Here is a 25,222-nt window from a genome sequence, read left to right as displayed (position 1 = left end):
AGGAATGTGTCATTCCGGCGAAAGCCGGAATCCGGAAGAATCAACGAACTGGGTACCGGCTTTCGCCGGTACGACGAATATTTCAATAGTTCCTTAGTTATCTGCCTTAAACATTCTTTCTGAACCGGCAGTTCAGCTGCTTAGCCACGCCTTTGACAACGCATTGGACTTTCAGTACATTTGCTCCATGACCAAAGTATTCATCAGCTACAGCCACGATTCCGACGAGCACCGCGAGTGGGTACTTGGCTTGTCCGAGCGCCTGCGCCAAGATGGCATCGTAACGATACTTGACCGCTATGTCGAAAACGGCTCTCCGCCGAAAGGCTGGCCACTCTGGATGTTGGATTCGCTGGATGAGGCACCACATGTCTTGTGCGTTTGCACGGAAACCTACTACCGCCGTTTTCGCGGATTCGAGGTTCCCGGAAAAGGTAAAGGCGTGGACTGGGAAGGCACGATGATCACGCAAGCACTCTACAATGCGCGCAGTGTTTCCAGCAAATTCATCGCAGTGCTGTGTAAATCTGACGACGAACCGTATATTCCGGAACCGCTCAGGCCACGAGCCCATTATGTATTGAGCAGCGAGGGCAATTATCAAGCACTTTACGATGCCTTGTTGAATCAAGGCGGCGTGAAACCGGGTAATGTCGGGCCGCTAAAAATAAAGCCACATGAGGACGTCAAACCGTTGAACTTCGATGCACAACCTCAACTAACTGCATCGCAAGTGCGCGCGCGTGAGAAAAAATTTCTCTACCATTCTGGAGATTTGGATCAAGTCGATCAAAAAAGCAAACCAATACGTGACCCAGAATACCTATTGGGTTTGTTAGATAGAAAACCTCAGCATGTGCATTTTGATTATCAGATTCCTGAAAAGCGACCTGTCGACGAAGGAAAAGCTTACGGATTTTGTATTTTTGGCCCCCGGAATGAATGGCCTAACGCTGTGCGATTTACACTGTCGCATTTACTTGAAGAACATAAGATTTCTTATTCCAAACATTCTCCAGAAATAAAACCATTGGAAACCAGACTAAATCTTACTAACAATAGTGCAGAATTGTTATCGATAGGAGAAACTCATTTATGGAAGCTTTTGGGGCGCCGATTAGACTGCCGTTCTGAAAAAACAGATATTTTGAAGATACTTCAGAGTAAAGAAGAATCACATATTTTTTTCCGCGAATTGGCCGGAGACGAAGTTAAAAATCATAACTTTATCGCCGGAGTGCTTTTGGCATGGTCAAAGTTAACATTTGGCGTCAATTCCCACAGTCATTTTCTCCTGCTGATCTGTGAATCGGATTACTTGAGTGATTCAAGGTTTAGCCGGTTATTTCATAAGCGATCATCTTCCAGATGGTATGAGGATCTGCAAAAGCTACTATCCCGTCACCAGTTACAAAATTCGTTGCTGCCAACATTATGCTCACCGACCGTTGCCGAGGATATCGAAGATTGGTTTAAAAATCACGAAATGCCGGAGCATTTGCGTAGCACGATTCGAAAAGAGCTACCCAAGCATTCCGCCATCCCGCTTGGGGATTTGAAAGAAAAATTACTTCCTATTTTACAAAAACATCATTCACACTAAGAGCCAACCACCATGTCGATCATTCTACAGCCCCATTATTATTCAGGTCGCGGCAAGGATTTAAAGCCGGAGAAATGGCGCAGTCTGCCGGGATTCGATCCCGACGATTTGACGCATCCAAAAGATTATCTGGCCCCGGCGGGCTTGGTTTCCGCCGTCAATGTCGCGCTGGAGTTGGGCATGCCGCTGCTGCTGACCGGCGAGCCGGGTTGCGGCAAGTCGCAACTGGCTTATAGCCTGGCTTGGGAATTGGATCATCCGCAAAATCCGGATGATGCCTGGCAAAAACCGCTGGCTTTCACCGTCAAATCGGATACGCAAAGCCGCGATTTGTTTTATCACTTTGATACCTTGGGGCGATTCCGCGCTACCCGCAGGGATGGCGAAAACGACGATCCGCGGCGCTTTTTGCGGTTTGAAGCGCTCGGCATGGCGATCTTGCAAGCATTGGGAATAGACGCAGTCAGCAAGCTCGGATTGTACGATTGTCTTGATGTGTCGGGCGAATCGCAACCGGTTGCGGAACCGCGGCGTTCGGTGGTATTAATCGATGAAATCGATAAAGCGCCGCGCGAGGTACCGAATGACATTCTGAACGAAATTGAACGCATGAGTTTTGATATTCCGGAATTGTTCGAAACCGCGCGCAAGAAAACCACGATATCGCTGCAAGCAGCAGCAATGCGGCCGATCGTGATCATCACCAGTAATCGCGAACGCGAATTGCCGGATGCTTTTCTGCGCCGCTGCGTGTATTTCCACCTCGATCTGCCCGCTTTCCGCAGCAAACTGGACAGTACGGTAGCCGGCACCGCAGGGGGTGGGGAGGGCGGCGATGTTACCATCGAAAGCATTATCGAGAAGCGCTTGAATATCAAAATCCCCAGCGAAGAGACTGTGCCGAATGCGCAGAAAAGCGTGTGGGCGGCGGGGATTTCTTTTTTCCGTTATCTACGTAGTGAAGGACAATTGGAAAAACAGCCATCGATTGCGGAATTGCTGAATTGGATGCAATTGCTGCAGAAACGCAGCCAACGGCTGACCGAAACGCCGTACCTGACCAATGCGGCATGGCTGGAAGTCTTTACTGCCAGCGCCGGTGTGACTTTATTTAAGCGTAAGGAAGATCAAGAACACCTCCCTCAATTAATCGGCCGCTGGAAAGAACGGCCGGTTGCCTAATCTAACCTGAGCTAACCGAATTCCGTGGATAGCCGAGAATTTTATTCCCGCATCGATGAATTCGGTGTGTTGCTGCGCGCCGAAGGCATGGCGCACGGTGTCGATGTCTGGCTGTCGGTCGCACGCTTGCTTAATCGATTGCAACAGCAAAATAAGCTGCCAGAAAAAGCCAGTGAATTGGCGCCGCTGCTGGGGCCGTTGTTTTGCCGCAACCCGGAAGAGCAAGCGCGTTTCCCGGTGCTGTTTGAACAATGGCTAAAAGGCGAAAGCCAATCATCTCTGTCAACGGAAAACCGCATCAGCTCACCAGGCCGCAGTGCTTTTAATGCCGCGCAAGAAGCCGCGCAAAAATCGCAAAAAATCTGGATCATGGGCGGCATCGCGCTGATCGTTTGCGTGATCACCGTATTTCTGGTCAAGACACCGAACTGGTTCCTGCCAAAACCACCGCCGCCGCGAACTATAGAACTCCCCAAAGAGAAATCGTCACAACCGATCCCCCGGCGCAAACCGCAACCGGCTACTGCATCCGTTGCCATCGTTGATCACATCGCGCCACGACCGCAACCGGAGCCGGATTATGTGGGATTAGAATGGGAAAGTATCGTGCGCAATATTGGCTGGGCGTTGTTCGCATTGCCGTGGTTGCCGGTGCTATTGATTTTGGCTTGGCGCTATCAACGCAATGCGGTTTTGCGCAAACAAACCGCATCGGTTGACGACCTGCTGCATCATTCCCGCTTCGATCGGATACTGCAACCCTTTTTTGGTGGTGCCAAGGCCGAGCAGGCATTACGCGAATTGCATGCAGCGCAGCTGGTGCCGACGAGCCGCCTGCATATTGCCGCCACCATCGAAGCCACCGCGCGCAGCGGTGGTTATTTCCAGCCGGTATACCGCAACCGTCGGGTTTCCCCCGAACACTTATTGCTGGTGCGCAGCCAGCATCGCGACGACCAGCAAGCGGCATTGGCGGAAGAATTGGAGAAGCGCTTTAAAGCACTCGGACTGCCCATCAACACCTATCGCTTTCGCGACGATCCGCGCTGGCTGGTGCGCTGGCATGACGACGACAGCAAAGCCAGCTATTACCAACTGCAGCAACTGGTGGCGCGGCACGAAGCCGCGCGCTTGCTGATTATCAGCGAAACGGCGATTCTGTTTCATCCGTACAGCGGGGAGATTCGCACCTGGCTCGATGATTTGTCGCCTTGGCAGGACAAAGTTTGGCTGCACCCGCGCGATGCCGGTACCGCGCACGCAGCATTATTGGCGCAGCACCACTTTCTGATGCTGCCGCTGGCGCAAGACAACCTGCCGCAACTGGTCGAACACCTGACCACACCGCAACCGCACAAGCTGATGCTACAAAAAACCGACCCATCGCCGCTGCCCGCATTGATCGCTGCCGAACCCGATGCTTGGCTTGGTGAGCGCCCGCCTTATGGGGCGGATCTTGCCTTGCTGGTAGAGCAATTGCAACAATTCCTGGCTGCCGATGGCTTGCGTCTGTTGCGTGCAGTGGCGGTGTTTCCAAAACCGCACTGGGCGTTGACGTGCGCGTTGGATTATTTGTTATTTGAGCGCCTGAATACCGCCGATCCGCTATCGCAGCGCGAACAGCGGCTGGCACGCTTGAGCCGCTTGCCGTGGTTGACGCACGCGCATTTGCCGGATTGGCTGCGGGAATACCTCCTGCTCGGCATGGACCGTGACGAAAGGCAACGGGTAGCCGCTGCCTGGCAGCGCTTATTCAACCGGCTGACCGATAAGGACAGCCCCAATTCGCTGAGCCTTGAAGTCAGAACACCGCCTAAGCTGCAACTCAAACTAAAGCTCGATGACTTGCGCGCACTCTCTCAGGACGATGCCATCAACGATCCAATTTTCGCCAATATCCTGTTGGGTGGGAAACTCGGCTTGCTGGATTTCCGCATCCCGCAAGCGCTGACCAAGCTACTGCCTAAAACCAATCAAGCGCTGATTCTGCGTCCAGCTTTAATCATGCTGTTTTTGGCGCTGCTCGGAACCGGTACGTTATACGCGGCCTGGCATTACGTTGGTCAGCACGCCTTCGTTGACTATCAGCGCAACCAAATGGCGCAGGAAAACACCCAGTGGCGCGTTACGCTCAACCACCGCGAAGATACCCAAGCACTGATGGAAGCCTTGCAAAGCAAGCTGAAAACCGCTCAGTTTCCCGTATCCATCGAATCGGATGCCCTTAATGTCAAGCCGGCGATCAACACCATCCGCTTTGCGCGCGGCGGGCAGGCTGCTGCCGAACAGATTGCACGTAGTTTGGCTTGGCTGACGTATGGCGCAACCATCAACGTGATCGAGTCAGCGGACTTATCTGAGAAAACTATTCAAGTACAGCTTAACCGCACGTATCAGCACGGGGCAGGATTCAATGATGAATTGCGCGCTGCACAAGAATCCCGGCTTCCATTCGAACCTGAAATGGTAGCCATCCCGCCCGGCAAATTCCTAATGGGTTCGCCTAAAACCGAAGCTGGTCGAGATCCTGACGAAGATCCGCAACACGAAGTCACCATCGCCTACGCTTTTGAAATCAGCAAATATGAAGTGACGTTTGACGAATACGATGCGTTTGCCAACGCCACCAAGCGGCAATTACCCAGTGATAGCGGTTGGGAACGCGGTAAACGGCCGGTGATCAACGTGAGCTTTGACGATGCACAAGCCTATGTCAAATGGTTGTCAGATCAAACCGGCAAGCAATACCGCCTGCCAACGGAAGCCGAATGGGAATACGCCGCACGCGCAGGTATGCAAACCGCTTACTGGTGGGGTAATGACATCGGGGAAAATAATGCAAACTGTCGTGGTTGCGGCAGTGAATGGGATGGTAAACAGACTGCACCGGTTGGTTCGTTCAAACCGAATCGCTTTGGGCTTCATGATACCGCCGGTAACGTGTGGGAGTGGGTGGAGGATTGCTGGCATGAGAATTATCAAGGCGCGCCAGCAGATGGGTTGGCGTGGAAAGGAGCTAATGGCGGAGTTTGTGATCGCCGGGTGGTTCGGGGCGGTTCGTGGGGCAGCGATCCACGGTACTTGCGGTCGGCTAACCGTGACGGGGGCAGCTCCGATGAGGCCGCCGGCGGCCTCCTGGGTTTTCGTATTGCCAGGGCTTTTTGACCTTTTGTTCTTTGTGCTTTGATTCTTTTTGATTTGTGTTTTTTTGGTTTTTGTAGGATGGATGAGCGCAGCGTAATCCGTCATTGCTGCGGTTTCGTGCACCGCCCGTCCGGTGCATTGCGCTGTGCTTAATGGCACCCTACCTGTTTTGGGTTGCTGTCATTCCGAACGCAGAGAGGAATCTTTTGCAGCGGTACAAGATTTCTCCCTTTGGTCGAAATGACATAATGGGGTCATTTGTATGTTCGCAGTTCTTTTAGAGGGTAAAAATGAAACAGCAAAATCAAACCATGCCCAAAGCGGTGGAAGATTGCCATGAGTTATTGGCCTGGATCATCCCGAAATTGGATCAATTCCCGCGCAACCGGCGTTATACCTTGGGTGAGCGCATCGAAAACGGCTTGTTGCTGGTGCTGGAAAATTTGATTCATGCGGCCTATCAAAAATCGCAAACGACTTACTTGCAAACGGCCAATTTGCAATTGGATGTGGTGCGCCATTTGTGGCGCTTGAGCCATACGTTGCAATCGATCACGCACCAAAGTTATGGACAGGGCGCTGAGCGCCTGTCCGGACTCGGGCGGCAGATCGGCGGCTGGCGTAAGCAGAAAGAAGCCAATACACCCGAGAGCACGGCATGATTCCTTTGCAGAATACCTGGCAATCCATTCTTGATTGGGAAAATCTGCTGTTGGCTTACCGCAAAGCGCGTCGCGGCAAGCGCAATCAGGCGGAAATTCAGCAGTTCGGATTTGATTTGGAATACGAATTGACCAGTATCCGTCAGGCGCTGTTACAAAAAACCTATCAACCCGGCGGTTTCCGGCAATTCCAGGTGTGCGACCGGAAAATCCGTTTGATTTCGGCAGCGCCTTTCCGCGACCGGGTGGTGCAGCATGCGCTGATGAATCAAGTCGAGCCGGTGTTGGACCGGGAATTTATTCCTGACAGCTACGCCAGCCGCAAACTGAAAGGCGTACATGTGGCGGTGCGGCAATATCGCGTTTGGGCGAATCGCTACGCGTATGCATTGAAAATTGATATCAGCCGCTATTTTGATAGCATGGATCATCAGATTCTGAAACAAAAATTGGCGCGTTTAATTGCTGATCAGGATGTGTTGTGGCTGTTTAATACGATTATCGATTCCAGCCCGTGGCCAGCTCATCCATTTGTTGTCAAATATCCCGGCGATGATTTGATGGATCTGGCACAGCGCGCTATTGGCCTGCCATTGGGGAATCTGACCAGTCAATTTTTGGGTAATGTGTATTTGAACGATTTGGATTATTTCATTAAAGAAACTTTGCAGGTGCCAGCTTATTTGCGCTATGTCGACGATATGATTTTATTGGCGGATGATAAAGCCACATTGTGGGATTGGTGCAAACAGATCGAGTGTTTTTTGGCCAAGGAACGGATCGGCATTCACCCGCGCAAGAAAATGCTGGTGCCGGTAGCAACCGGATTGGATGTGCTGGGATACCGTGTTTTCCCGGATAAAACGCGATTGAGCCGCGGCAGCGGGTATCAGTTTCGCCGCAAACTAAAACATTTGGCCAAAGCTTATCATGCGAATCGTATGACATTGGCTGAAATCAAACCCCATGTCGCCGGTTGGCTGGGGCATGCCCGACAAGCCGATAGCCGTGGCTTGTGCAAAGCCATTCTGGCGCAGGTATACTTCAGCAAGGGGGATGCCGCTAAACGATCGCCGGGTGGTTCGGGGCGGTTCGTGGAACAACAATCCACAGAACTTGCGATCGGCTAACCGTAACAGGAACAACACCGATGAAGCCAACAACAACCTGGGTTTTCGTATTGCCAGTACGCCCGCAATTGTGCCTGAGCCGGATCATTCAAGGATTATCCGGGCGTGCCGCGGGTGCCCATACGCGGCGTCTCCCGGTTGCGCAGTTTTGCCAACCAAAGAGAGTGCTGTGTTCGGCAGGCGGCAGCTTGTTGCCAGGCTGCCGCTTTTTATTTCTGCTGCTGAGTTTGATATTTTGTCAGGGAACCTACGCCAATGAGGATGTTTTGCCACGAGGTGGTCAAAGCTCCAAAGAAAAAGCAGTTACCAAGCAATTAGCGCAAACTTGCTATGCCACCGATGCCAAACTGGCACCTGCGATGGTAGCGATTCGTTCGGATCGATTTTTGATGGGGTCACCGGAAAACGAAAAAGATCGTCAATCGGATGAAGGCCCGCAGCATTTAGTTTCAATTCCAAACCCCTTTGCCATCAGCCGTTGTGAAATTACCGTGGGGCAGTTCAGGCAGTTTGTTCAGGAAACCAATCATCGAACTACTGTTGAAGAGAACAACAAAGGTTGTTTTGTGTGGAATGTAGACCAAAATACATATGAACAACAACCGGAGCGCAACTGGAAGAATCCTGGGTTTGCACAAACTGACGCCCATCCGGTGGTCTGTGTTTCCTGGGATGATGCGCAAGCCTATGTGAAATGGCTGTCGCACCGCACGGGCGCGGTTTACCGGTTGCCAACCGAAGCGGAATGGGAATATGTAGTACGGGCAGGCACGAAAACGACACGTTATTATCAGGACGACAAGCAATGCGATTATGCCAATGGTTCGGGTCAAGAAGCAAAATCGATTGCTGACGCTGGCTGGACGCTGGCGGAATGTTCCGATGGACATGTTTATACCGCACCGGTTGCCAGTTTTGGGGAAAATCAGTTTGGTTTATTCGATATGCTGGGTAATGTTTCTGAGTGGACTGAAGATTGCTGGCATGAGAATTACCAAGGAGTGCCAGTGGACGGCTCGGCGTGGAGAGAAGCCAATCGCGGAGATTGTACTCGCCGGGTGGTTCGGGGCGGTTCGTGGCTCGGCAGTCCATCGGCTCTTGCGTTCGGCTGACCGTATCAGGGACGGCGCCGATGCTGCCATCAACTACCTGGGTTTTCGTATTGCCAGGGCTTTTTGACCTTTTGTTCTTTGTACTTTGATTCTTTGTGATTTGTGTTTTTTTGGTTTTTGTCGGATGGATTAGCGCAGCGTAATCCGTCATTGCTGCAGTTTCGTTCGCCGCTGCTTGGTGTATTGCGCTGCGCTTAATGCACCCTACTTGTTCTGTTTGGTGTCATTCCGAACGCAGTGAGGAATCTTTTGCGATCCTTTAGCAGGCTGTGAAAAATCGATTTTTTCGAAGAATAGTAGTGTGGAGAAGCTGTTGTTGAGCCCATATGATTTTTGTACGTGCGGGCAATAGAAAACTTCCAATCACTGCAACGGGTTGACTGCGGTGCAGCGTTCGCCGACCCAGCGGCCGTACGTTTCAGCCAATGCATGAACCGGCGTGCCGCCGACGGTGCTGTCGAATTCGGTATTTCCCGAGAAGCTTTCCGGGCTGCTGAACGTGCCTCGTGCGGTTCCATTGCCTTGAAAATGCTGATTTGTACAGACCAGATCCAATTCGTAGCTGTTGCCGATGCGCTTTGCATTCTGGGCGGTGCAGCCGGAACGGTTTTCATAAAAATAGGCGGGGATTTCCTGCTTGGCCATTTCCGGAGTGATGCAGATTTTTGACGTGGCTGCGCCATTCTCAATTTGGGGCAGTTGCAGGCCATAACGCCGGGCGAGGTCGCTGAGCTGTTGCATGTGTTCCGAGGGAACATGCGGCACCAGCGCCAACAAATCCGATTTTGTGGTGATTTCCCAGAGTCCGGGGCGGATGTGTTGGTGCGCGAAACTGGAAGTTGCCATTGTCATTGCTAGGCTCAAGCCGGATAGAAATGAAATAAGGGTTTTATGCATTGGGGTTTCCGCATGGTGTGTTCTGAAAAAATCAATTGTGCAAAAGTTAATTGAAATCGTGCCGTCAATTACCCACGCGTTCGGTCAACGGTGATTCCTAAGTTTAAGCGAGTTTAGCTGATAACTGGAAAAACCTCTTGGAATTTAAATCTGTCTGCACGGCTGCATATAATTTGTAGACATATCATTATAATAATTAATTATTTATAGCCGTATCTGTAACTGCTGTATATTTCGAATCTTTTCTCAGGAATGTAAAACTATGGAATGGCAAGGCTGGTTTGCACTGAGTTTATGCATCGCTGTGCTGGCGACACTTATTTTTACACGGATTGGCCCGCATTTAATCATGCTTGGGGCGCTGACGATACTCAGTGCATCCGGAATTCTAAGCGCTAACGATGCGTTGAGTGGTTTTAGTAACTCGGGTTTGATTACTGTTGCAGGTATGTTCGTGGTTGCTGCGGGTATGCATGCCTCCGGCGCAATCGATTTGTTGGTGACTGCTTTGTTAGGCAGACCGAAGACGGTGCGAGGTGCAATTTCCCGGATGTTTTTCCCGGTCGTATTTCTCAGTAGCTTTCTGAATAACACGCCGGTGGTTGCCACCATGATTCCGGCGATTTATAGCTGGTCGCGCAAGATTGGGATTTCGCCTTCGAAACTGATGATTCCGCTGAGCTATACCGCCATTCTGGGCGGCACGATTACATTAATTGGAACCAGCACCAATCTGATCGTCAACGGTCAGTATCAGGTGTTGACCGGTGAATCCGGTTTTTCCTTGTTTTCGATAACGGTTGTCGGTATACCCGTTGCCATTGCCGGTTTCTTATTAATGTGGCTAGCCTTTCCAAAATTGTTGCCGAACCGGACACAAGGCGAGGTTTTTTCCAATCTGCGCGAATTTACCCTGGAGGTCTCCATCGCGCCTAATGGTCCTTTGGTCGGAAAAACGATCGAGCAAGCCGGGTTAAGGCACTTGCAACGCGTATACCTGATTGAGATTGATCGAAATGGAACCGCGATTACTGTTGTCTCACCCGAAGAAGTGCTTCAAGGTGGCGACCGGTTGGTGTTTGCCGGTGATACCGATGCGATTTCGGATTTGATGCGCATTAATGGGATTGTTCCGTCGACTGAGGAAGAACAAACTCAAACATTCACCATGCAACATGCTGAACGGCGTTTGATTGAAGCCGTCGTGTCACCGCATTGTGCAGCACTGGGGTATGCGATACGCGATGCGCGCTTTCGTTCCCGCTATGGCGCGGCGGTATTGGCTGTAGCGCGTAATGGCGAACGTATTAAAGGCAATCTCGGAAGCATCATATTGCAGGCCGGTGATACGTTGTTGCTGGAAGCAAGACCGGCTTTTGTCAGCCGCCAGCGTTATAACAAGGATTTTTTGCTGATTAATGACCTGAACACCGAAGCGCCGCGCCATGAACGCGCGTATCTCGCCTGGGCGATTCTTGTCGGCGTCATCGCGGCGGCCAGCTTTGAAGTTATTACCATGCTGAATGCGGCATTGATTGGCGCCGGTCTGATGATTATTTCGGGCTGCTGTTCTGCCAATCAGGCAGAAAGAAGTCTTGATTTGACGGTTATCATTACCATTGCATCATCATTTGCCTTGGGTATGGCCTTGGAAAAAACCGGCGTGGCTAAATATCTTGCGGCAAATATCGTGGATTTGAGCGGTGGCACACCCTGGCTTCTGCTCATTCTGGTCTATATATCCATCTCAATATTAACCGAAGTCATTACCAATAATGCCGCAGCGCTTTTAATGCTGCCCATTGTGCTGGAGATCACCGAGAAAGCCAGTTTAAATAATGAGCCTTTTGTGTTTGCCATCATGATGGCGGCTTCCGCCAGTTTCGCAACACCGTTGGGTTATCAGACAAATATGATGGTTTATGGTCCGGGCGAGTATCGATTTACCGATTTCCTGCGTGCGGGAATACCGATGAATATCGTGGCCGGTGTTGTCACCATTGCCGTATTATTAATCGGCTGGCCTTTGACCAGATAGTACGGGCTATCTCGTTTAGGTTCCATTCGAATTCTTCGCTCCTCTTGGGTGCGGTTCTGCATTAGCTCTATAACTTTGCAGTTAAACTGTATCCAATTCCCTTCATCTTTTTTGATTATCAAAGTAGGGCACTAGGGAGGTTGACTTAAGACCGCTTGCATTTTCCAAAGAATAAAACTAGCACTCTGCTCATCGAGGCTATCGATAAAGCTGTGGATAATAATTCCGGAAATAGCGGGTAAATTGGCCGCTATTCTGCCTTATTGTTTGAGGCAATGAACATTATTATTCCCGTAGCCGGCAGTAGTCAGAGTCTATCGAACCGGTCATAAACCGTGTAAGCTGATAATCCGGGGAAAGGTTGGAATCGATACTCTATTCATCTTGATGGATGACCGCCTTATCACCAGTTGACCAGTCACTCAATAAGGAAATCATGCATAATAAACTTGCAAAACTTAAACGCACTGTCACCTTTCTTGCTGGAATTTCCGCAGTTTCAATTCCAGCAATTGCATGGGCGGATTGGTCAATTCGAGAACTGGGTGCGCTTGATGGGTCATATAGCGTTGCGAAGGCTATCAACGATTCCGGGCAAGTGGCGGGTGTTGACAATAGTGCTGGGTTTAGTCGCGCTTTCATTACGGGCGCAAACGGTGTAGGCATCAATTATTTGGATACCTTAGGTGGAGTAGGAACCTATGCCGCCGATATCAACATTTCCGGGCAGGTTGTGGGATATTCTTTCACGAGTGCTGGGAGCACGCATGCTTTCATCACTGGCGCAAACGGCGTGGGGATGACCGACTTGGGTACCTTGGGTGGAGATTATAGCATCGCCTACGGTGTCAACGATTTTGGCCAAGTAGTGGGAGTTTCTTCCACTGCGGGAAATGCCGCTTACCACGCTTTCATCACTGGCCCGGGTGGAGTGGGGATGACTGACTTGACTGCCTTGCGCAGAATCTCCAGCGTTGCCTACGATATCAACAATTCTGGGCAGGTAGTGGGGAGTTTTTCCAATGCGCGCAACACCATGCAACATGCCTTCATTACTGGTGAAAACGGTATAGGCATAAAAGATCTGGGTTCCATTCAAGGAGCCACACACAGCTTTGCCGGTGGCATCAACGATGCTGGACAGGTAGTGGGATTTTCTGGTTTTTATGATCCCCTTTCCGGTTATCTTCCTGGGCATGCCTTTGTCACTGATGCAGATGGTTTAAGCTTAGCCGAGTTGGGTACCCCGATAGACAGCATAGCAAATGATATCAACGATTTTGGTCATGTGGTGGGAGGGTTAAATAGTTTTTGTATCCAATGTACTCACAGTGCTTTCCTGTATGCCGATGATCTAATAACCGATCTCTCGCTGCTTGCGCCGGTTGTCGCAGCCGGATGGACCGAGCTTTCAGCAGTTGGTATTAACAATCACGGACAGATCATCGGATGGGGATCCCTGAAAGATTCTGCCGGTGGCGGATCTCGGGCATTTTTACTTTCACCTGATTCTCCTATTGTCGCAATCCCGGAACCGGAGACCTACGCCATGTTGCTGACTGGGTTGGGATTGCTGGGTTTCGTATTGCGACGTAGAAAGCAAACTCGATAAACTGATTACGTTCTCCCTTGGAAACTCGAAATGTAACCTCCGATGCTCCGTCCAGAAATGCCTTGATCTGCGACAAGGTCTATAGCTTCGCATAATGACCAATTCAGCAATTCAATTTCAGATCATTCCTTGGCGGAAATATTCTGACCCTTCAGCTTCATTTCATGTTGGAAGAGACTTGGTCTGGTTTTCTTTGAGGGAAGCATGTAAAATTGAAAAGTTTTTCCATTCTAAAATTTAGTGGATAGTTGATCTGTGGCATTTTACGTTCAAAAATACGGCGGCACATCGGTTGGAAGCACTGAGCGGATAAAGAATGTTGCGCGCAGGGTGGCGAAATTCCATTCACAAGGGCACCAAATTGTAGTTGTTGTTTCAGCCATGAGCGGCGAAACGAATCGCCTGATTGCTCTTGCGCACGAAGTTCAGGAAAATCCTGATCCGCGTGAATTGGATGTGATGATTTCCACCGGTGAGCAAGTATCCATCGCACTGTTAGCGATGGCATTGATGGAACTTAACGTCAAAGCCAAAAGCTATACTGGTCCGCAAGTGCGAATACTGACCGATAGCACACATACTAAAGCCCGGATATTGAGTATTGATGAAGCAAAAATTCGAGGCGACCTAGAAGCCGGTTATGTGGTGGTAGTCGCCGGATTTCAAGGGATCGACGAGAAAGGAAGCATCACCACGCTGGGTCGTGGCGGATCAGATACTACCGGGGTAGCTCTGGCAGCTGCTTTAAAAGCCGATGAATGCCAGATTTATACGGATGTGGATGGGATCTATACGACAGATCCTCGTGTAGTCGCTGAAGCAAGAAGACTGAATACAATCACCTTCGAAGAAATGCTTGAGATGGCAAGTCTTGGCTCCAAGGTTTTACAATTAAGATCTGTTGAATTCGCAGGGAAATATAAAGTAAAGTTGAGAGTTTTATCCAGTTTTGAGGATGCAGGTCAAGGTACTCTGATTACTTTTGAGGAAGATGAAAATATGGAACAAGCGGTCATTTCAGGAATCGCATTTAATCGTGATGAAGCGAAAATTACTGTATTAGGTGTTCCCGACCATCCTGGTATTGCTTATCAAATTCTTGGCCCCGTGGCTGATGCTAATATTGATGTGGATATGATTATCCAAAATGTAGGCCACGATGGTTTGACAGATTTCTCATTTACCGTTCATCGCAATGAATTTAAAAATACGATGAATATCCTGAAAGAAAAGATCCAGCCTCATATTGGTGCGCGCGATGTATTGGGAGGTGATAGAATTGCGAAAGTCTCGGTAGTTGGTGTTGGCATGCGCTCTCACGCTGGTATTGCCAGCAAAATGTTCCGTGTGCTGGCAGAAGAAGGGATTAACATACAAATGATTGCTACTTCCGAGATAAAGGTATCCGTTGTTGTCGATGAAAAATATATGGAACTCGCTGTCAGAGTGCTGCATAAAGCATTTGATCTTGAGCAGGCACTTTAACAAGAATAATAGTATTCATCGAGAATTAGCTTATCGCAATAAATAACGGAGAGATGGCCGAGTGGTCGAAGGCGCTCCCCTGCTAAGGGAGTATAGGCACAAAAAGCTTATCGAGGGTTCGAATCCCTCTCTCTCCGCCATGTATGTAATATAATCAATAGGTTAATGGATTTTAATACCTATCCAACAAAACACCTAACATCTTATAAGTTGTATAAGATTTGTATTAAGTTGCATCATTGATGATTTCTAGAAAATCACTTTCTCTTAGCATTCGAATTGTTTGACCTTTAGCAATCAGTTCCTCTGCTTTCCGGTATTTGTTATTTTTTTTCTGACCGGCAAGCCTCCGAATACCTTGATCACTAACGACTAGTAGTCCGTCAAGTTTGGATTAATTGGACGCTATCAACGCCATTTCTAATTAACTATCCCGCTGGAAGTCTGCCGGACTCAAACCGCGAAGCGCTATTTCCATAGTGCAGTAGATCAGTATCGAGTCCAACAGATTCTTGGCAGACCGTTAAAAAACTAGCTGTGTTGCCGATGTGGTGTTAGAAACAAACTTGAAATACTCTTTTTTATACATAAACTAAGCTTTTTCTCTTGTTTTGTCTTGCATCGGCTGTCTCGAATTCGTTCTCAATAACTTGCCAAGATAAGCTGATTGGATCGGGCTCATAGTCGACTTTGCAGAGTAGAATTATTTCCAATTTTTTTCAGTATGATAGCCTGCAATTCGCTATTGACCCAAGCTTTTTTGGGCAATGCCCAAAGTTTGTTGTCTGCGAAACTCTGGCACTGCAAAGCATTTTCTTCAGGCATGAGTACAACATCTGCTTCAGCAAAATAAATCTCTGATTGGGTAAATCGGTGATTTTCTGCATACGAGTGTAATTCTGCATTTAGGCCTATTCTCTGTATATAATCAAAAAACCAAGACGAATTATCCGCGTCTGCGATGGCGTGTACACGTTTGTTTTTGAAATCCGAAACCAGTTGATGGACTTCAGGATTGATTACATTATATGCAATTTCATTGATCAGCTTCATATTGTAGGTTTTCCCCCATTTGCTCGTATCAGTATGAGGATTTTGTTTTCCATTTGTTACGATAATGCCGGATTTCCCCAAATACTTAAGATTCATCCGTAATGGACCGGCAGGCAGGAGCAATCCGTTGCCGAAGCTCTGCTCGCTAAAATCAACGGCAACCAGGTCAATATCCCGTTCAAGGCGATAATATTGCATGCCGTCATTGCAGATGATGACATTGCAAGTTGGGTGTGCATTCAGAAGTGCTTGTGCAACTGCGGCTCTGTCATTTCCAATCCAAACGGGACATGGTTCTCCACAATGCTGTGCAAGTAAAAATGTTTTTCCACCGACGCTATTGGGATCACTGGTGGAGGTTACGGCTGCGGGAGGCCCAGGATTATCATAGTTACCTCGTGTTATGATTCCCGGTGAAAAACCATGTGTCAGTAAGCAATCAACGAGCCAGAACAGTAGAGGCGTTTTGCCGCCATCATCGATACTGATACTATCGATCATAATGACAGGAACTGGTAGCTTGATCGAAGGCAAAATATCCAGCCAATAGCATAATTTCTTTAGTACTAAGAAGAAACTATAGAAAACACTTAAAGGCCATAACAGAAAGTGTAATGGAGTGATACGATGCCAATAGAGCGCTGACAATTTCATATTTCGTTTCTATTCAAGTTACAGAGCTCTGATTAAGTTCTTCGACAGACTCGGGACGAGAGGTAATATATTGATTACGTTTGTGGTGAGGTTGTCGAACTATGAATGTAATCAACTTAATTAGAATTTCCTCATGGGTATGAAGCTGTACTTTCATTCTAAGTGGTAATCGATTTGGAAGTTAAATTTTTTTATGCCGTATATCCGATAGACAAGATTTGTGTGAAGATTGGGCAGTATGAACGCTCAGTTTTGTTTTAACCTATTTATGTAATTAGCGCAAAATTAAACGATGAAAATATTAATCAATCGATTACTTGTCCCTACATTATCGGCCGATGGCAAGCAAAAAGATCCGCATCATATCGCGTATACCGATTGGGGGGATCCGCAGAATCCGCATGTTGTCATCTGCGTCCATGGATTAACACGTAATTGCCGTGATTTCGATTATCTTGCACAAGCCCTGCAATCGGATTGCAGGGTAATTTCTGTTGATGTAGTAGGGCGCGGCCAAAGCGATTGGCTGGCGCATGCGCATGACTATGATTACTACCCGCTATACCTCTCAGACGCGATGTCATTAGTGGCCCATATCCAGGCGCAATACCAAACAAAGATTACGCTGGATTGGGTGGGTATTTCGATGGGGGGATTGATCGGAATGATTCTGGCGATCCAACCGAATCTGCCTTTTACAATCAATAAATTGATACTGAGCGACATTGGTCCGTTGATTCCTGCGGTTGCTCTGAAAAGGATTGCCGATTATGTCGGTAAAGATCCGCGCTTTGCTAGTTTCGAAGAATTTAAGAACTATATGAAAGTGATTTCTGCGTCATTTGGTCCATTAACTGAGGATCAGTGGAATCATATGGCGATTCACAGTGCACGCGAATATGCAGATGGATCCTTCGGTTTTCGCTATGATCCGAGGATTGCAATCAGCTTTAAAGATCGTGAAATCAAGGACATTGATTTATGGGAACAATGGGATAAGTTAGCTAATCCTACTTTGGTCTTGCGTGGAACTGAATCGGATATATTAACGGCTGAAACTGCCGCACAGATGCAGGTGCGTGGCGCGAAAGCCAAAATCGTCGAATTGCCCGGTATCGGTCATGCCCCGATGCTTATGGATGACAATCAGATTAGAATCGTACGGGATTTTATTTTGAAATAGCGTGTCGTTGTGTTTTGAACTTCCAATAACGAATTTTTAGCGATCCCACAAAAAATCAGCGAGATTGCTTTTTCCTGCCCTTCAGCATTCTTCCATTCCTGTCCGTGCCAGAAGATAACTGATAAGTTCATATTTTAAATTATGAATTATAGAATTTTCTTCTCAATAATCATACCCTGAAACCAGCTTCTCGCTGCTGCGGCAAAATGTCGCGCGGCAATTTGCCGCATTCCCAATTGCATTCGTTTAATTTACATTTCGCAGAACTAAATTACAGCAAGTGTTTTTCTTTATCGAGATATGCACGCCGATACATGAAACATAAGCCAGTAAATTTTGACCCGACAGAGTAGCAAGTGAATTACGCTGTCCATTGGATAAGGTAATGAATTTAGAACGAATAGGGAGTTTTTATGCGATTACCACCATTAGTTAGTCCTGTAGAAGAGCTGAGTAAACACGAGATTTCGCGCTATAGCCGTCACTTATTAATTCCTGAAGTGGGTCTGGAAGGTCAAAAGCGGCTTAAAAGTAGTAAGGTTCTAGTGATCGGTGCCGGGGGATTAGGTTCTCCGGCGCTGCTTTATCTCGCAGCAGCCGGGGTTGGTACATTGGGCATCATTGATTTCGATGTGGTGGATGAGTCTAATCTGCAAAGACAAATTATTCACGGTCAGTCCGATATCAGCCGATTGAAATCTGAGAGTGCGCGGGACTCGATCAATGAATTGAATCCCTATGTTCGTGTACGACTTCACAGTGAACGGCTTGAAGCTACCAATGCCGGAAAGATTATTTCAGAATATGACCTGATTGTGGATGGTACAGATAATTTTGCTACACGCTATTTGGTGAACGATGCCTGTGTTTTGGCAGGGAAACCCTATGTATGGGGATCTATTTACCGGTTTGAAGGGCAGGTTTCCGTCTTCTGGGAAAATGCACCTGGCGGGTTGGGATTGAATTACCGCGATTTGTATCCAGAACCACCGCCAGCTGAAATGGCGCCATCCTGCGCAGAAGGCGGTGTATTGGGGATTCTTTGCGCTTCGATTGGTGCGATGATGGCAACAGAAGCGATTAAATTAATTACCGGAATCGGTGAAACCATGTTGGGGCGTCTAGCTGTCTATGATGCCCTGGAGATGAGCTACCGGTTTATTCCGCTACACAAAGCCCCGGTGCGAACCCCGATCACTCAATTGATCGACTATCAAAGATTCTGTGGTGTAGATCGCTCAGCCCATGATAGCCGCACCAATATCCCTGTGATCAGTGCGCGGGAGCTGAAAACAATCAAAGAAAATGGTACAGATGTCCAACTCATCGATGTTCGCGGCATCGAAGAATGGAATATCGTTCATATTGAGGGCGCTACGCTTATTCCGAAAAATCAAATAATGTCGGAAGAAGTTTTGGCCACGATGAATAAAGAGGATTTCATTGTTCTTCATTGCAAAATGGGGATGCGCTCTCGCGATGTGCTCGTTGAAATGCAGAAATATGGTTTTACCAACGTGAAAAGTTTAGACGGTGGAATTCTTGCGTGGATCAAAGATGTCGATCAGTCACTGCCAACCTATTAAATAAGCATCAAAACAAAGAAGTTACTTTGGGTTTTAGCAATCAGTATTTGTTGCGTTTCGAAGTAAGTACTGTATTCAACATAACATAGCAATCAACAGTAAGTGTTTACGTTGAGTCTTATGTGGTCTTGTTTTTTTAGAAAATAAAATTTATTTGATGGATCAAGCAATAAGCTTTTTTATATTTAGGAGATTAGGAATTATGTTGACGATACATTCTAGGCTGATTAATGCCATGATCACTCAAGCACTGAATGATCATCCAATTGAGACCTGTGGTGTCATCGCTGGTCCCGCAGGATCGAATCTGCCATTGCGCCTAATTCCAATGCGTAATGCAGCGCAATCGGATAACTTCTTTCAATTTGATCCGCAACAGCAACTTCAAGTTTGGAGAGAGATGGACGCGCGCTGTGAAGAACCCATTGTTATCTATCATTCTCACACCGATTCTCAGGCCTATCCGAGTCATACCGACGTTGAATTTGCAACCGAACCCCAGTCGCATTATGTCATTATTCCAACGAATTTTCTCTATAAAGAGGAAATTCGAAGCTTCCGTATTGTCGATCGGATGATCATTGAAGAACGAGTCCGGATAGTTCATCAGTATCAAGCTGAGCTGGAATTACAGATGGTTGCCTAAAGCCAACGCAAGAAAAAGCCCGGATTGAACAATTATCGAATCGGAATAAGTTATTTCCTGCATCCCTTTCCATTCGAACCATTCCAGTTTGGGTTCATGATTTTTAAACCACACAAGCTATTCAAAGAAGGTAAGCGATGTCAATCACAGTAATTATTCCAACCATATTAAGGCCGCTCACGAATGATCAAAAACGCATCAATATGAGTGGATTCAAAGTTTCTGAAGTTATCGATGAAATGGAGCAGCAGTTTCCGGGTATCAAAGCAAAGCTGATTGCTGGAGGGGCCGCTCATCGTTTCATCAATATCTATGTGAACGATAACGATATCCGTTTTTGTGACGGTCTCGCAACAAGCTTGCAAGATGGTGATGTATTGACCATTTTGCCCGCTGTCGCCGGAGGATAAGCTGATTTTATATTCGTTTTACACAGATAAATAACAACATCGATAACCATGAATAAACCATTAAATGATTGCGTTATCGTAGGATCATTAAAAAATCCAGCTGCTCATTTTGCTGAGACAGCATTTTCGTTGCTTTATCAATCCAGTACATTAGGGATGGAAATTGAATGCAATGATCATCCTGCGACGAATGCAATGCTATCTTTTGCATTTAAGACGCCCTATACCACACCGGTTACTTGCGAAGTGATTGGATGGGATGACAGTGATCAACCGGCTGCTTTCTCCGAAAACATCATGCAAGCAGCTTGCGGCATTATGTCGGTACATGGACGAGCAAACAACAAAACTCAACCGCTGGGATTGAATTATGTTTCAGCGGTTACCGCCGCACTGGCCCTGCAGGGCGGTGTTGCTGCTGCAATCGGTCAATTGCGAGGCCTCAGCATATCGAATAGCTGTGTTTCCATGGCATCTGCAGCCCTACTCAGTGAAACACAATATATTGCTGACGCAACAGCTGCAGAATCACCCGAGCTCCTAGTACCAGGCAGTATTGTGTATCCAACAGCACCGCCTTTCGTATCATCGGATGGTGTTGTCTTTGAACTCGAAACATTGAGTGCGGATCCTTGGCTAAAATTTTGGACTCGTCTGGGTGTTAGCTCAACCTTGGCAGGTAAAGGCTGGACTGCTTTTTTATTACGCTACGCCAGAGCTATTGCACCTATTCCCAATGAATTGGTTACTGCAATTTCCAATGTAACGTATCAGCAAATCTCGGTTTTATGTTCGGATACGGGCATGTCTATTTGCCCGGTACGCAAAATCAACGAAAGGCTCGATGATGAGCACTTCAAATATGAATGGCTTAAGGGGCCGTGGACATTTGATTTTAAAACGGACCGCAATAATGTTCAGGCAAAACCGGCCAGCAATTCGCTCCCGCTCAGCGGGCTTAGGGTTGTTGAATCGTGCCGTCGAATTCAAGGTCCGCTGGCGGGGCATTTGCTTGCGCTGTTGGGTGCTGAAGTTATCCGGATAGAACCCCCAGGCGGAGATCCGTTACGTGGAATGCCGCCGATGTCGGAAGGTTGTTCCGCCCGTTTCGATGCCATCAACCGGCTGAAAACAGTTCGTGAAATTGATATCAAATCTTCATCGGGCCAGGCTGAGATGACAGAGCTGATTCGATATGCAGATGTTTTTCTGCACAATTGGGCCCCCAACAAAGCTGCACAATTAAATCTTGATTATTGCGATTTGATGGATCTAAATCCAGCCCTGGTTTACGCCTACGCAGCCGGTTGGACAACCGATGAAAGCACATTTTCTCCATTAAACGCCATACCGGGCACTGACTTTATGGTGCAAGCCTATTCCGGTGTAGCGCAGAAAATTTCCGAAACATGCGGCACTCAAGGCGGATCATTATTTACCTTGCTGGATGTGCTCGGTGGTGTCATTGCGGCACAAGGCATTACCATCGCCTTGCTCAATCGCTGTATGAACAATGCCGGCGCAAAAGTGACTTCGTCGCTGCTGAGCACTGCTACATTCTTGTGTGCCGATGACTTTCAAAACCGGCATCATTTTTTCGATATCAATGCAACTTCAAGAAGCATACTGAATGGGGTCTATGTTACCCGGCAGGGGAAGATTGCGATTGAATGCTGTGACGACAAAACTATGCAGCGATTCATCCAAACACTTGGCATTGTTGCGGAGAGTGAACCAGCAGAGCTTGAGCTGCGCTTGGGTGAGTTATTCCTGTTAAAAACTGCAGAAGAATGGGCTGCAATCCTGCAGCAAGTTGGTGTTCCAGCCGCCGTTGTGATTGAGAATCTAACAGATTTACATAACAACACGCGCTTTAGATCACGCTTGACTGCAGGATCTTATACCAAAGTTTCTTCTCCTTGGAGTTTTCAATGAATCACTCGGGCATTTTAGATTTGGTTCCTGTTGAAATTCGCAATCAGTGGATACAGAACGGCGCCTATCCTAACAAATCTTTGTACGCGTTGTTTTGCGAGCATGTGCAGCAGAATCCTGGAAAGTCAGCGGTTATTTCTCTGGATCAAGCGGTTACTTATGGAGAGTTGCAGCACAAGGTTTCCTGCTTGGCTGCCAGATTGCGCGCCTTAGGCGTTGTTGCGGGAGATGTGATTGCCTATCAGCTTAGTAATAGTTGGTATCACTGTGCGATTGATCTGGCGGCGGCTGCCTTGGGCGCAATTGTTGCGCCTTTCCCACCCGGTCGCGGACGCCTCGATATTCAATCGCTATTAAGCAGATGTGATGCCCGTGTCATTATTGTTGAGCCAAAGTTCGTGCAAATGGATTTATGCGAACTGATCGAATCGTTAAGACCCACTTTACTGTCACTGCGGATTCTTATTGTTGACGGCGAAGCACGGAATGGCTGGCATACTATGGATTCACTATTTCAATCCATGCCGATTGAATCGAGTCAATTGCCAGCAATCGACCCCAATTCTCCGGTCCGGTTCTTAATCTCTTCGGGAACAGAATCAGATCCCAAATGGATCGCTTACTCTCACAATGCACTGGCAGGTGGGCGAGGACGGTTTCTGCAACGCATCCACCCGGATGGCAGTACCTTCCGGGGGCTTTATTTGATGCCATTGGGAACGGCGTTTGGTTCTACCGCAACATTCGGTATTTTATCCTGGTTAGGTGGATCGGTGCTGGTTCTACGGCAATTTGATGTCGCTACTGCCATTCGCGCCATTGCGGAGCTTAAGCCAACGCATATTTTTGGAGTTCCCACCATGTTTCAGCGTATGGCTGCAGATCCGGATTTGGCAGAAACGGATACTTCCAGTTTGATCGCCATCATCAGCGGCGGGGCAAAAATCGATGAAGCTTCGATTCGTCGATGCTCCGAAGCATTCAAATGTGGCTTTATCAGTCTGTACGGATCGGCGGATGGCGTTAATTGCCATACCACCCTCGAGGATAGTTTGGAAATTATTTTTCATAAGACCGGGCGGCCTAATCCGGATGTTTGTTCGATCAAAATTGTCGATGATCACAAGCAGGAAGTGGCGCAAGGTTGTATTGGTGAAGTTGCCGCCAGAGGCCCCATAACGCCGATGCAATATGTGAATAACCCCGAGCTGGACGTGCTTTATCGTGACAAGGAAGGCTGGGTATATACCGGAGATCTCGGATTCATCGATAACGATGGGTATCTGGTTCTGGCTGGGCGGAAAAAGGAAATCATTATTCGAGGGGGCGTCAACATCAGTCCTGCGCAAATTGAAGATATCGCCGCATCGCACCCGGATGTTGTCAGCGCTGTTTGCATACCGGTTGCTGATGAAGATTTAGGTCATCGGATTTGCCTCTGTCTGGTCATGCGCGACGGGGCCGAACGGCCATCTTTAACGCAATTCATTTGCTATTTGCTCGATCAAGGATTGGAAAAAAACAAGCTGCCGGAGTATTTGCGCTACTTGAGGCAACTGCCGCTGGGTCCGGCAGGGAAAGTTGATAAAAAACAGCTGACAGCCGAGCTGGAGATGACGCAATTCAAGCGTAATGCGGCTACGATAAATGCGGCGGATCTTACATCAAGGACGCATTAATGCGGGAGCAAAATTGCAAAGCAGCGCATACGGAATTAGCCCGGTCACTTGCGCGCCGGATGAGTGCATTTGTCGATGAAGTGATTATTCCGAACGAATCGCTGTTAGCAGAAACGGGGGAGGTTTCCCTTCGATTGCAAGTTGATTTGATGAATAAAGCGAGATTGGCTGGATTATGCGGCTTGTTTTATCCGTTATCGCATGGCGGAAAAATAGCTTCTCTTGAAGATTATTTAATCGTTGCAGAGCAGGAAGGGCGGACGGAGTTTTCTCAAACGATCTTTGGCAGCCATACTGCGCTTGATGCGCATATGCTTTTAAAATTTGGTAACGAAGCGATTCGTAGGCAATTTCTGGAGCCCATGGTGACCGGGGGTGCGATACCGAGTTATGGCATGACAGAGCCTGATCACAGCGGTTCGATTCCAAGCCTTATCACGACTACTGCACAATTGTCTAATGGAAGCTGGTATATCAATGGTAGAAAATGGTTTATTTCCAACGCAGACCGGGCTACTTTCATGACTGTTTTAGTCCGGATTGCCGGAGCAGATACCGCGCCCAACAGCGCACTTTCGATGATTGTCGTACCGATGGATACACCGGGAGTCAAAATTGAGCGGCAACTCACGATGATGGGACATTCGTATGGTCAAGGAGAGGTTTCTTTCAATGCCGTGCAAGTGCCTGAGCATAATCTATTAGGCGCATATGGAAGCGGTCTTGATTTAATGAATAAGCGGCTCGGTTTAGGACGGCTGTTGCGTGCCATGAACTGGATTGGACTGGCGCAACGATGTATGGATTTAATGGGTGCTCGTATTCATTCAATACGGGGAAAATTTAGCCGGTTGGCTGACAAACAACTCGTGCGCCAGCATATCTTTAATACTTTTCAGGCGATTGTGAGTGCACGCGAACTCATCCGCATTGCTGCACGCGGTGTTGATGCGCAGAATCCCAATGAAATCGCAATTAATGTCGCGAAAATGGCCGCTTCACGTGCATTATGCATTGCTTCGGATTGCGCGATGCAACTCTATGGCGCCGAAGGTCTCAGCGATTTAACACCGCTTTACGGGATCAATAGGATAGCGCGCACATCCCGTATTTTGGATGGGAATGATGAATCGCTGATCAGCTCGGTAGGGCGCCGGCTCATTAATCACTATCAACAACAAACTGTTTATCCGTTTGACTGATTTTATTCC

At 48.0% G+C, this 25,222-nt stretch carries 19 protein-coding genes and 1 tRNA gene; 18 read left to right on the top strand and 2 right to left on the bottom strand.

The features are described 5' to 3' along the window. Positions 1-187 precede the first annotated feature (187 nt). The 7 genes from QZ942_RS07155 (at position 188) to QZ942_RS07130 (ending at position 8,833) form a co-directional block, all read left to right on the top strand. Entirely contained in the window at positions 188-1,603 is a 1,416-nt protein-coding gene (locus QZ942_RS07155) for an SEFIR domain-containing protein (RefSeq protein WP_292994095.1), read from the top strand. 12 nt (positions 1,604-1,615) lie between these two features. Then, positions 1,616-2,785, top strand: coding sequence for a MoxR family ATPase (locus QZ942_RS07150; protein WP_292994093.1), 1,170 nt, complete (start codon positions 1,616-1,618; stop codon positions 2,783-2,785). A gap of 24 nt (positions 2,786-2,809) precedes the next feature. Further along, positions 2,810-5,950, top strand: a complete 3,141-nt coding sequence (locus tag QZ942_RS07145) for a formylglycine-generating enzyme family protein (RefSeq protein WP_292994091.1) — start codon at positions 2,810-2,812, stop codon at positions 5,948-5,950. A 269-nt stretch (positions 5,951-6,219) separates the two neighbouring features. Next, positions 6,220-6,591 carry a diversity-generating retroelement protein Avd gene (gene avd, locus QZ942_RS07140; RefSeq protein ID WP_292994089.1) on the top strand — a complete coding sequence of 124 codons (372 nt, stop codon included), beginning with the start codon at positions 6,220-6,222 and terminating at the stop codon, positions 6,589-6,591. After that, the gene (locus QZ942_RS07135) at positions 6,588-7,721 is read left to right on the top strand and encodes an RNA-directed DNA polymerase (RefSeq protein WP_292994087.1); all 1,134 of its coding nucleotides are present in this window, start codon (positions 6,588-6,590) and stop codon (positions 7,719-7,721) included. The genes avd and QZ942_RS07135 overlap by 4 nt, the downstream gene beginning before the upstream one ends. Further along, positions 7,648-7,980 (top strand): SUMF1/EgtB/PvdO family nonheme iron enzyme, encoded by a 333-nt coding sequence (locus QZ942_RS14075; RefSeq protein WP_366836213.1) that lies wholly within the window; start codon positions 7,648-7,650, stop codon positions 7,978-7,980. Before QZ942_RS07135 ends, QZ942_RS14075 begins: the two co-directional genes overlap by 74 nt. 100 nt (positions 7,981-8,080) lie before the next feature. After that, on the top strand, positions 8,081-8,833 hold the full coding sequence (locus QZ942_RS07130) for a formylglycine-generating enzyme family protein (RefSeq protein WP_366836235.1): 753 nt from the start codon (positions 8,081-8,083) through the stop codon (positions 8,831-8,833). 363 nt (positions 8,834-9,196) lie between these two features. Here QZ942_RS07130 and QZ942_RS07125 read toward each other — a convergent pair whose 3' ends face one another. Beyond that, complete coding sequence (locus QZ942_RS07125) at positions 9,197-9,730, bottom strand: DUF3617 domain-containing protein (protein WP_292994083.1); 534 nt, start codon at positions 9,728-9,730, stop codon at positions 9,197-9,199. Positions 9,731-9,992: 262 nt separating this feature from the next. Here QZ942_RS07125 and QZ942_RS07120 point away from each other — a divergent pair, with 262 nt between their 5' ends. From QZ942_RS07120 to QZ942_RS07105, 4 genes are all read left to right on the top strand, one after another. Then, complete coding sequence (locus tag QZ942_RS07120) at positions 9,993-11,768, top strand: SLC13 family permease (protein ID WP_292994081.1); 1,776 nt, start codon at positions 9,993-9,995, stop codon at positions 11,766-11,768. Between the two features lie 436 nt (positions 11,769-12,204). Beyond that, positions 12,205-13,380, top strand: coding sequence for a PEP-CTERM sorting domain-containing protein (locus QZ942_RS07115; protein WP_292994079.1), 1,176 nt, complete (start codon positions 12,205-12,207; stop codon positions 13,378-13,380). A 255-nt stretch (positions 13,381-13,635) separates the two neighbouring features. Continuing rightward, a complete protein-coding gene (locus QZ942_RS07110; RefSeq protein ID WP_292994077.1) occupies positions 13,636-14,865 on the top strand; it encodes an aspartate kinase in 1,230 nt (409 codons plus the stop codon). A gap of 47 nt (positions 14,866-14,912) precedes the next feature. Further along, positions 14,913-15,005: transfer RNA gene (locus QZ942_RS07105), tRNA-Ser, on the top strand. Positions 15,006-15,543: 538 nt separating this feature from the next. On the opposite strand, the gene lpxK is transcribed toward QZ942_RS07105, so the two are convergent. Beyond that, on the bottom strand, positions 15,544-16,572 hold the full coding sequence (lpxK, locus tag QZ942_RS07100; protein WP_292994075.1) for a tetraacyldisaccharide 4'-kinase: 1,029 nt from the start codon (positions 16,570-16,572) through the stop codon (positions 15,544-15,546). Between the two features lie 292 nt (positions 16,573-16,864). Here lpxK and QZ942_RS07095 point away from each other — a divergent pair, with 292 nt between their 5' ends. From QZ942_RS07095 to QZ942_RS07065, 7 genes are all read left to right on the top strand, one after another. Further along, positions 16,865-17,755, top strand: coding sequence for an alpha/beta hydrolase (locus tag QZ942_RS07095; protein ID WP_292994073.1), 891 nt, complete (start codon positions 16,865-16,867; stop codon positions 17,753-17,755). 413 nt (positions 17,756-18,168) lie between these two features. Then, positions 18,169-19,341: a molybdopterin-synthase adenylyltransferase MoeB gene (moeB, locus tag QZ942_RS07090; protein ID WP_292994071.1), complete on the top strand. Its 1,173-nt coding sequence runs from the start codon at positions 18,169-18,171 to the stop codon at positions 19,339-19,341. Positions 19,342-19,543: 202 nt separating this feature from the next. Beyond that, a complete protein-coding gene (locus tag QZ942_RS07085; protein WP_292994069.1) occupies positions 19,544-19,987 on the top strand; it encodes a M67 family metallopeptidase in 444 nt (147 codons plus the stop codon). Between the two features lie 137 nt (positions 19,988-20,124). Then, positions 20,125-20,397 (top strand): MoaD/ThiS family protein, encoded by a 273-nt coding sequence (locus tag QZ942_RS07080; protein WP_292994067.1) that lies wholly within the window; start codon positions 20,125-20,127, stop codon positions 20,395-20,397. A gap of 48 nt (positions 20,398-20,445) precedes the next feature. After that, the gene (locus QZ942_RS07075) at positions 20,446-22,332 is read left to right on the top strand and encodes a CoA transferase (RefSeq protein WP_292994065.1); all 1,887 of its coding nucleotides are present in this window, start codon (positions 20,446-20,448) and stop codon (positions 22,330-22,332) included. Next, complete coding sequence (locus tag QZ942_RS07070; RefSeq protein WP_292994063.1) at positions 22,329-24,011, top strand: class I adenylate-forming enzyme family protein; 1,683 nt, start codon at positions 22,329-22,331, stop codon at positions 24,009-24,011. Before QZ942_RS07075 ends, QZ942_RS07070 begins: the two co-directional genes overlap by 4 nt. Next, the gene (locus tag QZ942_RS07065; protein WP_292994061.1) at positions 24,011-25,213 is read left to right on the top strand and encodes an acyl-CoA dehydrogenase family protein; all 1,203 of its coding nucleotides are present in this window, start codon (positions 24,011-24,013) and stop codon (positions 25,211-25,213) included. Before QZ942_RS07070 ends, QZ942_RS07065 begins: the two co-directional genes overlap by 1 nt. The last annotated feature ends 9 nt before the right edge of the window (positions 25,214-25,222 follow it).

Source organism: Nitrosomonas sp. (genome assembly GCF_021731985.1).
In the GTDB taxonomy this organism is placed as follows: domain Bacteria; phylum Pseudomonadota; class Gammaproteobacteria; order Burkholderiales; family Nitrosomonadaceae; genus Nitrosomonas.
The sequence above is the reverse complement of the archived record's forward strand: the minus strand, read 5'-3'. Positions and strand labels throughout refer to the sequence as shown.

Excerpts from the sequence above, each read along its gene's own strand:
- QZ942_RS07155 (WP_292994095.1), top strand. The coding sequence starts at position 188 with ATGACCAAAGTATTCATCAGCTACAGCCACGATTCCGACGAGCACCGC.
- QZ942_RS07150 (WP_292994093.1), top strand. The coding sequence starts at position 1,616 with ATGTCGATCATTCTACAGCCCCATTATTATTCAGGTCGCGGCAAGGAT.
- avd (WP_292994089.1), top strand. The coding sequence starts at position 6,220 with ATGAAACAGCAAAATCAAACCATGCCCAAAGCGGTGGAAGATTGCCAT.
- QZ942_RS07135 (WP_292994087.1), top strand. The coding sequence starts at position 6,588 with ATGATTCCTTTGCAGAATACCTGGCAATCCATTCTTGATTGGGAAAAT.
- QZ942_RS14075 (WP_366836213.1), top strand. The coding sequence starts at position 7,648 with ATGCCGCTAAACGATCGCCGGGTGGTTCGGGGCGGTTCGTGGAACAAC.
- QZ942_RS07130 (WP_366836235.1), top strand. The coding sequence starts at position 8,081 with ATGGTAGCGATTCGTTCGGATCGATTTTTGATGGGGTCACCGGAAAAC.
- QZ942_RS07125 (WP_292994083.1), bottom strand. The coding sequence starts at position 9,730 with ATGCATAAAACCCTTATTTCATTTCTATCCGGCTTGAGCCTAGCAATG.
- QZ942_RS07120 (WP_292994081.1), top strand. The coding sequence starts at position 9,993 with ATGGAATGGCAAGGCTGGTTTGCACTGAGTTTATGCATCGCTGTGCTG.
- QZ942_RS07115 (WP_292994079.1), top strand. The coding sequence starts at position 12,205 with ATGCATAATAAACTTGCAAAACTTAAACGCACTGTCACCTTTCTTGCT.
- lpxK (WP_292994075.1), bottom strand. The coding sequence starts at position 16,572 with ATGAAATTGTCAGCGCTCTATTGGCATCGTATCACTCCATTACACTTT.
- QZ942_RS07095 (WP_292994073.1), top strand. The coding sequence starts at position 16,865 with ATGAAAATATTAATCAATCGATTACTTGTCCCTACATTATCGGCCGAT.
- moeB (WP_292994071.1), top strand. The coding sequence starts at position 18,169 with ATGCGATTACCACCATTAGTTAGTCCTGTAGAAGAGCTGAGTAAACAC.
- QZ942_RS07085 (WP_292994069.1), top strand. The coding sequence starts at position 19,544 with ATGTTGACGATACATTCTAGGCTGATTAATGCCATGATCACTCAAGCA.
- QZ942_RS07080 (WP_292994067.1), top strand. The coding sequence starts at position 20,125 with ATGTCAATCACAGTAATTATTCCAACCATATTAAGGCCGCTCACGAAT.
- QZ942_RS07075 (WP_292994065.1), top strand. The coding sequence starts at position 20,446 with ATGAATAAACCATTAAATGATTGCGTTATCGTAGGATCATTAAAAAAT.
- QZ942_RS07070 (WP_292994063.1), top strand. The coding sequence starts at position 22,329 with ATGAATCACTCGGGCATTTTAGATTTGGTTCCTGTTGAAATTCGCAAT.
- QZ942_RS07065 (WP_292994061.1), top strand. The coding sequence starts at position 24,011 with ATGCGGGAGCAAAATTGCAAAGCAGCGCATACGGAATTAGCCCGGTCA.